The organism is Acidisphaera sp. L21, assembly GCF_009765685.1.
Classification (GTDB): Bacteria; Pseudomonadota; Alphaproteobacteria; order Acetobacterales; family Acetobacteraceae; genus LMUY01.
In genome coordinates this window covers 111,459-120,543 of record NZ_LMUY01000133.1, presented here as the reverse complement: position 1 = coordinate 120,543, position 9,085 = coordinate 111,459, and the positions used below count along the sequence as shown (strand labels likewise).

Genomic DNA, 9,085 nt, shown 5'->3' with positions numbered 1-9,085 from the left:
TTGTTCCTGGATGAGCCATCTGCTGGGTTGGACCCGGTGACCTCGGCCGGGCTGGACACGCTGATCCTGCGGCTGCGCGACACGCTGGGCGCGACCTTCGTGGTGGTGACGCATGAGTTGGCTTCCATCCTGGCCATCGCCGATCGCTGCCTGATGCTGGACCGGGCACGGCAGGGCGTGGTGGCGCAGGGCGACCCCCGAGCCCTTGCCCGCGACGGCACCGAGCCGGTGGTCCGCGCCTTCTTCCGGCGAGAGGCGGCGTAATGCGCGGCACCTATCTCCGTGTGGGCGTGCTGGTGGTAGCGGGCATGGCGTTGCTGGTGGGCGCGGTGTTCTTCTTCAGCGGCAGCCAAATCCGCCACGCGCGCCCGTACGAGACGTATTTCCGCGACAGCGTGCAGGGGCTGGATGTCGGCGCCCCGGTGAAATATCGCGGTGTCGCCATCGGCGCGGTGACGGAGGTGGGCCTGGTCAGCGCCGCCTACGGCCGGGACGAGCCCGATGCGATCCGCCGCACCACATTCCGCACCGTGTTCGTGCGGTTTGAGATCGACACCGAGCGGGTCGGCCAGCCACCCAACCCGGACGCCATCGCCCGTGGCCTGCGCGCCCGGATCGCCCCCCAGGGACTGACGGGATTGAGCTATGTGGAATTGGATTTCGTGAACCCCGAGAATTTCCCGCCGCTGGATATCCCGTGGAAGCCCCGATACGAGTATATCCCCTCTGTGCCCTCGACACTCAGCCAGGTGCAGGACGCGGCGACCGTGTTGCTGGCAAAGATCCAGCAAATCGACATCAACGGCTTGGCGAATGGTCTGCTCGGCCTGATCACCGATTTGCGCGGCACCCTGCACGACGGCGACGCGGACAAGCTGATGGTGCAGGCCACGGCGACCCTGCGCACGCTGCAAGCGACGGTGACGCAGGCCGACGTGCCAGCGCTGACGGCCGAGTTGCGGCAGACGCTCGCCTCCGCCCGCACCCTGGCGCAAGGGCCGCAGACGCAGCAACTGCTCCGCTCCGCCACCGCGGCGACCGACAAGCTGACGCAGGCCGCCGCCCGCCTACCGCAACTGATCGCGTCGTTGGATGCAGTGACACGCCGGGCCGATAGCGGCTCGGCCGATTTGGAGGCCGGTCTGGTGCCGCTGCTGCGCGACGCCCGCACCGCCGTCGCCGCCCTACGCCAAACCAGCGAAGCGCTGCGACGCGACCCGGGCCAGGTCGTGTTAGGCGCCGCACCACCGCGGAGCCGCGACCAATGAGGCGTCGCTGGCTGTTGGCGGCGCCGGCCGCATTGGGCGCGTGCAGCATCCTTCCGGCGCGACCCTATCTGGAAAAGCGCTCCTGGCCGCTGGAAGTGCGCCGCCCCAACACTCTGCCGCCGCGACCCGGCGGCCCGGTGCTGTTGGTCCGCACCCTGCGCGCCGCCCCCGGCCTAGAGGCGCGAGGCCTGCAGATCGTGCAGAGCGACGGCAGCATTCGCACCGATTTCTACGAGGAATGGAGCGTACCTCCCGCCGACGCCGTCGAAGACTCGCTTCGGCGCTGGCTGGCCGGCAGCGGCCTATTTTCCGCCGTGCTCGCGCCCGGCAGTCGGGCAAGGGCCGATCTGGCGTTGGAAGGGGAACTGCAATCCCTATTGGCCACGCCGGCCCAGGGCAGCAGCCGGGCCGCATTGGGCCTGGTCTTGCTGGATCTGCGGCCATCCCCCGTGCGCGTGCTGTTGCAAGCCGACGAAACGGCGGAGGCGGCGCTGACCGGCACCACCCCGGCAGATATTGCCAGCTCCAGTCGGGCCGCGGTGGCACGGCTAATTGCCGGGGTCGAAGCCCGTCTGGCAGGCTCGTTACCGGGGCGCTGAATCCGCCCCCGTTTCGACATCTTCCACTGGAAGTTCCGCCGCAATCCGCCCCCATTCTCCCGTCATTGAATGGAGGGCCACATGCGGATCCTAACTCTCGCAGCGTTGACGAGTCTGGTGCTGGCACCGATCGTGTCCCACGCGCAGCCCTATGACGGCGGTGGCTACGGGCGCGGCTACGACCAGGGCCAGGATTGGCGACAGCACCGCGAATGGCAAGAACGCCGCCGCGAGGCGTTCTGGGAGCGTCAACGTGAGCGCGACGCCTGGGAGCAGCAGCGGCGCCAGGAAGAATATGCCCGCAGCCAATATTACCGCCGCTGGTAGCGGCAGGTTCTACTCCGCGGCCACGGCCATCTGCGATCGCAGGTCCGCCCACACCTGGTCCAGTGCCGAGCCAAACCGGGCGCACATCTGGTCGATCTCACTGCGGGTGATGATCAGCGGTGGGGTGAAGGCGATGCGGTCGCCGATGGCACGCACGATCAGCCCGGCGCGTTCGCAGGCATTCTGCACGCGCACGCCGACCCCCAAGGCGGCCGAGAAGGGCTGCCGGGTCGGCTTGTCCTGCATCAGCTCCACGCCGGCGATAAGGCCCACGCCACGCACGTCGCCCACGAGTGGATGGTCCCGGAACCCGCCCAACCCTTTCATGAAAGCGGGTGATACGTCCTGGACATGGGCGATCAGGTCCATTTCCTCGTAGATCTTCAACGTCTCGATCGCGACGGCACAGGCGACGGGATGGCCGCCATAGGTGAAACCATGGCCGAACGAGCCGTGCGTGCGACTGCCTTCCAGCAACGCCTCATGGATCTTCGACCCGATCATCAGCGCCGAAATCGGCTGATACGCGGCCGAAAGCTGCTTGGCGCAACTGATCATGTCCGGCTGCAACGCATAGGTCTGCGTGCCCCACATCGCCCCGGTACGCCCGAATCCGCAGATTACCTCGTCGGCGACGAAGAGGATGTCGTGTTTCTGCAGGACTGCCTGGATTGCCGCCCAGTAGCCGCGTGGCGGGGTAATGGCGCCGCCGCCGCCTTGCACCGGCTCGCCAAAGAACGCGGCGATGGTGTCCGGTCCCTCCGCTTGAATCAGCACCTCCAGATTGGCGGCCATCCGCGCGCTAAATGCTTCCTCGGTCTCGCCGTCTTGGTGAAAACGGTAGTAGTTCGGATTGTCTGTATGCACGAAGCCGGGCAGCGGCAGGCCGAACCCGGCATGCATGTGCGGCTGGCCCGACAGGCTGACCGTGGCGACGGTGTTGCCGTGATACCCCCGCACGCGGCCGATGAACTTGCGGCGTTGCGGCTGACCTTTCACGCCCCAGTAATGCCAGGCCAGCTTGATCGCCGCATCATTCGCCTCCGACCCGCTGCACTGGAACAGCACCCGCTCCATGCCGGCCGGCGCGACTGCCAACAGCCGCTCCGCCAACTCGACGGAGGGTTCGTGGCCCTTGCCGAAGAAGGTATGATAATAGGGCAGGGCGAGCATCTGCTTATGCGCCGCATCCGCCAGGCGCCGGTTGCTGAATCCCAGGCTGGCGCACCATAGCCCGGCCATCGCCTCGATATACTCGCGGCCATCCGTGTCCCACACCCGGCAGCCCTCGCCACGGGCCATCATGACGCCACCCTCGCGGCTATGCTTGTCCAAATCGGTCTGCTGATGGATCAGCGTGGCAATGTCGCGGGCGTGGATCGAGTTCATGATTTCCCCCTCAAATATGCAGCATCAATAAGGCTCGGCCTTAGTGTTCGTCGCCCATCTGCCAGATCAGCGACAGAACCTCCTCGCGCAATGCCACGAAATCCGGCCGGCTCTTCACGCTGCGGATACTCTCATTGGCATGGCCACGGGCGAATGGCATCGGCAGGCGGGAGACGATGCGGCCCGGACGGGGCGACATCACCACCACCTCGGTCCCCAGATACACCGCCTCCTCGACGCTGTGGGTGATGAACACGACCGTCATCCCGGTGCGTCGCCAGACGGCGTGCAATTCCTCCTGCATGCGCTCCCGCGTCAGTGCGTCCAGCGCGCCGAATGGTTCGTCCATCAGCAGCACCTTGGGCTCGTTGCACAGGGCGCGCGCAATCGCCAGGCGCTGTTGCATCCCACCCGATAGCTCGTATGGATAGCGGTCGCGAAATTCCCACAGGCCGGTGGTGCGCAGCCACTGCTCCACTGTCTCTTGGGCCGCAGCGCCGTTCTTGCCCTGCATGCGCGGCCCGAACCCGGCATTGGCAGCCACCGTCAGCCACGGGAACAGCGCCGGCTGCTGAAACACCACACCACGCTCAGGCCCCGGCCCCGTCACCGCTTGGCCATCGAGGCTGACAACCCCGCTGGTCGGCGGCAGGAACCCGGCGAGCGTCTGCATCATCGTCGTTTTGCCGCAACCGGACGGGCCGACGATGCAGATAAAATCGCCACGGTCGAAGCCCAAATCCGCGCGCTCCAACGCCCGCACCGCAGACGCGCCGGTGCCGTAGCGCACCGACACGTCCGCGAATTGCACGAACGCCGTGGGACCGGAGGTTGGGTCGGCCCTCAAGCCAACGCCTTCGTCAAATACCCGGTGTCGATCGCCTTCTGGAACGCGTCGACCGCTGGCGCGCTCTTGATGCTCTTCTGCTCGACCAGGAAGTCGGCGGTGCCTTTCAGCACATGCGCCAGCTTGCCGGGGTTTGCCGCAGTGCCGCCCAGCCAAGCATCGCTGGCCTGGTCCTTCAGCGACACGAAATCGTATTCCTTCATGTCGGCCAATGCGACCGCCGGGGTCACGCCCGCCTGCTTGGCCACCAGCACCGCGGAATCATCCGGCTTCTGCTGGTACATCGTCAGCGCGCGGCCATACGCCTTCAGGAAGCCGGTCACGGCCTCGGGATACTGCTTGGCAAAGCCGTCGCGCACCACAACCAGGTCGGCGATCACGTAGCCCGCTTTGTCCAATGCCTCGTAGGTTGGGAACACCGCGCCGCCATCGGCCAGGATCTTGCTTTTCGCCGGCGCCCACACATACGCCGCGTCAATCTCTCCGCGGCTCCATGCGGCGACGATGGCGGCGGCCTTCATGTCCAGCACCGTGACGTCACGCTGAGTCAGCCCATTGGTCTTCAGGAAGCCCAGTAGGCGGAAATGGCTGGTGGAGCCGAACGGCGTCGCAACCTTCTTGCCCCTGAAATCTGCCGGCGTCTTGATGTTGGCGGCGGTACGGACAGTCATCTCCTCCGCCGGGCCGATATTGTCGACCATGCCAATCAGCTTGAACGGCAGGCCCTGGGCGATCCCCGCGGCGGTGGCGGCGGAGCCGGTGGCCAGGCCGATATCGCAGCTTCCCGCGGTGATGGCGGTGTTGATGTCGGCGCCGCTGCCCATCTCCGTCCAGTTCAGCTTGCCGCCAGCGCCCGCCTCGAACCAGCCTTCGCCTTTGGCGATCATGGTCGGCTTGGTCTCTGTGAAAAAGCCGATATTCACCGTGGCAGGCGCCGCAGCCCAACCACGCCGGGTGGCCAACGCCACGCTAGCGGCCGCGGTCCCGGCCAGAGCAGCCCGGCGTGTGATCAATCCGTTCGGCATCGATTATTCTTTCCCTTTGTCCGGCGGCATCATCACCGCCCAGCCCAATGCACGACCCGCCGCTCGATCAGCAGCAGCAGCCGGTCGATCAAGATACCGGTGATCCCGATCATCCCGATGCCGGCAAACACATAATCCGATCGCAGGAACCGACCCGCATCCAGGATCATCCAGCCGATCCCGTTCGACCCGGCGATGATCTCCGCTGCGATCAGCGTCCCGTAGACGATGCCCGCCGCTAGCCGGGCGCCCACCAGGATTTCCGGCAAGGCGGACGGGATGATGACGTAGCGGAACACCTGCCATCTGCTGGCGCCCAGCGCCAAGGCGACGCTCACCCGCTCCGGCGGCACGTTCGCCACGCCATCGCGCGCCGCGATCGCGGAGACGGGGAGGGCGGCCAGGAACAGCATGGTGACCTTGCTCGTCTCCCCAATGCCTAGCCAGATGATCAGCAACACCAGGTAGGCGAGCTGCGGCAGTGGGCGCAGGAACTCGATGAACGGTGCGGCAAGCGCGTTGATCCGCGGCGAATAACCCATGCCTAACCCTAGCAAGGTGCCGGCGGCAGCCCCGGTCAGAAACCCGGCGATGACGCGGAAGAGGCTCATCCCCACATGTTCCAGCAGGGGGCGGCCTTTGTAGCCGTCTTGCACCAGTTCCATGAACCCATCCCACAGATCCAGCGGGCCGGGCAGGAACAGGTCGCGCACGAGCCCACCGCTGGTGATCCCGATCCAGATCGCCAGCACCACCGCCATGCTCAGCAGGGTGATCACCCAGGAGGGCAAGGTTCTCACGAGTCGCGTCCTCGCCAGTGGATCAGCCGGCGGTCCGTCGCGCGCAGCAGGCTGGCCAAGATGAAGCCGAGCGCCCCCAGGATGAGGATGCACAGGATGATGATGTCATTGCGCAGGAATGTGCTGGCCGAGATCACCATCCAACCGAGCCCATCGGTCGCCGCGAGCAATTCCGCCGAGACCACGGTGGAAAACGCGGCGGCCAGCGCGATCTGCAGCCCGGTAAACACCATCGGCGCGGCGGACGGCATGATGACGTGGCGAAACACCTGTGCCCGGCTGGCGCCCAACGCGAGTGCCACCTGGATCCGCTGCTGCTTCACCCCGCGCACGCCGGCAGCGGCGGAGGCGACGATGATCGGAAACGCGGTCAGGAACAGCAGGGCGGATTTCGACAAATCGCCGGTGCCCAGCCACAGGATCAGCAGGATCATATAGGACAGTGGCGGCAGTGGACGCATGAACTGGATGATCCAGTCGACCGCGGCGTGTGTGACGCGGTTCGACCCCATCCAAAGCCCCAACGGCACACCGACCAAAGTGGCCAAGCCAAACCCACTCAGCAACCGCTCCAGCGTGGACAGCGCGTTGCCCCATAGCGTTGTGCCGCGATAACCGTCGCGCGTCACCTCGACCAGCGCGTCCCACACATCCAACGGCGACGGTAGCAGGTCGGCCCGCACCATGCCGGTGGCGGCGATCACCCACCACCCCGCCACCATCGCCGCGACCGCGGCGGCGCCCAGCAACTGACGGGGTAGCGTCGATAGCCGCATCCTCTGCCCCAGTCGGGCAGGCGGCAGAATGGCGACCGTTGTGCTCATGACTGGCGTGGACATTACATTTCGGAAAGCAATGCCTGTGCCACGCAACAACCCGCCGCCCGCTCATGCCCAGGTCTGGCATGGAATGGATCTGAGCGCGCAGCGGGCATCCGGTCAGAAAATCGGCACCATTGCCCATTGCGCGTGAGGCTTAGCCGGTGGCGGCGATTCCACCATTGATCGTCAGTCGTTCCCGCTGCGCCACAGCCTCGTCATACAGGGTCTGCTCGCTGGCTTTATGCGACGGCGAGAACCGCACAGCGACCGCGCAGAGCGAGCAGCCGAGCACGATCCACCCCAGGGCAAACAGGCTGCCGGGAACGCTGCCGACCCATTTTAGCAGGAACCCGGCGCCCACCGCGCCGATATTGCCACCCGCGCCGATGATGCCGGTGACACCGCCCAACGCCTTGCGGTCCAGGAACGGCACCAGCGCGTAGGTCGCGCCGCACGCCATATGCGTGAACAGCCCAAACGCTAGCATCCACGTCAACGCCAGCGTGACAGAGTCTGCCGTAGAGAACAGCAACAAGCCCACGCCTTCACCGACCATCAGAACAAACAGCAACAGAGTGCGTGCATCCAACCCGCCAAATTTTGCAAATTTGTCCGAGGCGATGCCGCCCAGGGCACGCGCAAACAGGGCCAGCAGGCCGAAGCTGCCAGCCGCGATGCCGGCACCCTCCAACGTCAATTGGAACCGTGACACGTAATAGCTGGCAGCGACGCCGTGAATAAACAGTTCGACCCCAAAGCAAGCGCCATAGGTGATCGCCAGCATCCAAACCCGGTAGTTCGCCATCGCCTGCCTGAAGACCGCCCAGCCGCCCTTCTTGCCCGAGTCGATGGCAATTCCGCGTGCCCGTAGATCCTTGAAATTGCCCTCCGGCGCGTCCTGCGTCAGCTTCCAGTAGAGCACGGCGACGATCAGCATCATGACGCCGGGCACAATCATCGACATGCGCCAGCCGAGCGACTGATTGATCCCCATGCTGACGAGGGCTGCCAGGATCAACGGCATGACGGTCTGCGTTACACCACCGCCGGCGTTACCCCAGCCGCCCACCGTCGCATTCGCCGTGCCCACCACATTCGGCGCAAACATCATCGAGGTGTGGAATTGGGTGATAACGAAGCTGGCTCCGATCGCCCCGATGGCCAGTCGGAAGATCAAGAACACCTCGTATGAGGTGGAGAACGCGATTCCGATCACGGGAATGGCGCCAAGCGTCAGAAGCCACACATAAGTCAGGCGAGGCCCGAACTTGTCACAAAGCGGCCCTATTGCCATGCGGACCAGAATCGTGATGCCGACGGCGGCAATGTTGATGTTGGCGATCTGATCGGGGGATAGCTTGAACTCCCCCCGGATCACCGGCATCAGCGGCGCCACCGCGAACCAGGCAAAGAATGAGACGAAAAAAGCCAGCCAGGCGAGATGAAACGCCCTCATTTGTGGCGTCTTGAAGCTGAACAGGTCGATCTTGGTGGCTTTCGTGGTCACGGCACGGTCCTTATCCATGATGCGGAGAGCGTCGTGGACGAGTCCAGGCAACTTCCGTGCCAAATCGATGGTGCCCCAAGCAGCTCGGCTCGACGTCGAAGAAGATCGAGCCGAATCGGCCATATGGCCCATGATTTAATTGCGGACTGCCGGTTCCTTTCCGTAAAGTAGGTATCCGCGATGAGAACAGACGCCTGTACAGTCGGGCATCGGCATATTTGAGTGGCATCAATGTATCAGTGTCGTATATATGTCACTTGTTTGTCACCAAACTCTTTGCGGGTCTCCTTTCTGAAAGACTCCTAGTGATTTTCGTCGCTGAGCCCAGCTACCGTACACTAGGCCTCGAGGAGGGTAGTACTCGATGAGAAGAGATTGGCCCTACTAAGGTTCTGCTCGCGTGCATCTGTTGGTGACCGGAGGAATACGCGCCGCGTTATTCGCCCGGGCATCTTGGGAGTTTCGTGATGTTTCAGACGGACAGCGTATTTTCCCTTCATTC

Annotated in this window: 9 protein-coding genes and 1 pseudogene; 4 read left to right on the top strand and 6 right to left on the bottom strand. The window is 64.8% G+C overall.

All coding sequences use genetic code 11. The features are described 5' to 3' along the window. The 4 genes and pseudogenes from GSQ76_RS32150 to GSQ76_RS25095 all read left to right on the top strand — a co-directional run. Positions 1-264 (top strand): annotated as a pseudogene (locus GSQ76_RS32150) (polyamine ABC transporter ATP-binding protein); the annotation flags it as partial. After that, a complete protein-coding gene (locus GSQ76_RS25105; RefSeq protein ID WP_158746832.1) occupies positions 264-1,268 on the top strand; it encodes an MlaD family protein in 1,005 nt (334 codons plus the stop codon). The pseudogene GSQ76_RS32150 and the gene GSQ76_RS25105, both read left to right, overlap by 1 nt. Continuing rightward, positions 1,265-1,867, top strand: a complete 603-nt coding sequence (locus GSQ76_RS25100) for an ABC-type transport auxiliary lipoprotein family protein (protein WP_158746831.1) — start codon at positions 1,265-1,267, stop codon at positions 1,865-1,867. The genes GSQ76_RS25105 and GSQ76_RS25100 overlap by 4 nt, the downstream gene beginning before the upstream one ends. Before the next feature lie 81 nt (positions 1,868-1,948). Beyond that, a complete protein-coding gene (locus GSQ76_RS25095; RefSeq protein WP_158746830.1) occupies positions 1,949-2,194 on the top strand; it encodes a hypothetical protein in 246 nt (81 codons plus the stop codon). Between the two features lie 9 nt (positions 2,195-2,203). Here GSQ76_RS25095 and GSQ76_RS25090 read toward each other — a convergent pair whose 3' ends face one another. The 6 genes from GSQ76_RS25090 to GSQ76_RS25065 all read right to left on the bottom strand — a co-directional run bounded on the left by GSQ76_RS25090 (position 2,204) and on the right by GSQ76_RS25065 (position 8,583). After that, positions 2,204-3,583 carry an aminotransferase gene (locus GSQ76_RS25090; protein WP_158746829.1) on the bottom strand — a complete coding sequence of 460 codons (1,380 nt, stop codon included), beginning with the start codon at positions 3,581-3,583 and terminating at the stop codon, positions 2,204-2,206. 40 nt (positions 3,584-3,623) lie between these two features. Then, the gene (locus GSQ76_RS25085) at positions 3,624-4,430 is read right to left on the bottom strand and encodes an ABC transporter ATP-binding protein (protein WP_254070622.1); all 807 of its coding nucleotides are present in this window, start codon (positions 4,428-4,430) and stop codon (positions 3,624-3,626) included. Continuing rightward, the gene (locus tag GSQ76_RS25080) at positions 4,427-5,455 is read right to left on the bottom strand and encodes an ABC transporter substrate-binding protein (RefSeq protein WP_158746828.1); all 1,029 of its coding nucleotides are present in this window, start codon (positions 5,453-5,455) and stop codon (positions 4,427-4,429) included. Before GSQ76_RS25080 ends, GSQ76_RS25085 begins: the two co-directional genes overlap by 4 nt. Before the next feature lie 32 nt (positions 5,456-5,487). Continuing rightward, positions 5,488-6,255, bottom strand: a complete 768-nt coding sequence (locus GSQ76_RS25075) for an ABC transporter permease (protein ID WP_158746827.1) — start codon at positions 6,253-6,255, stop codon at positions 5,488-5,490. Further along, a complete protein-coding gene (locus GSQ76_RS25070; protein WP_158746826.1) occupies positions 6,252-7,079 on the bottom strand; it encodes an ABC transporter permease in 828 nt (275 codons plus the stop codon). The genes GSQ76_RS25075 and GSQ76_RS25070 overlap by 4 nt, the downstream gene beginning before the upstream one ends. Positions 7,080-7,230: 151 nt before the next feature. Beyond that, on the bottom strand, positions 7,231-8,583 hold the full coding sequence (locus GSQ76_RS25065; protein WP_158746825.1) for an MFS transporter: 1,353 nt from the start codon (positions 8,581-8,583) through the stop codon (positions 7,231-7,233). Positions 8,584-9,085 lie beyond the last annotated feature (502 nt).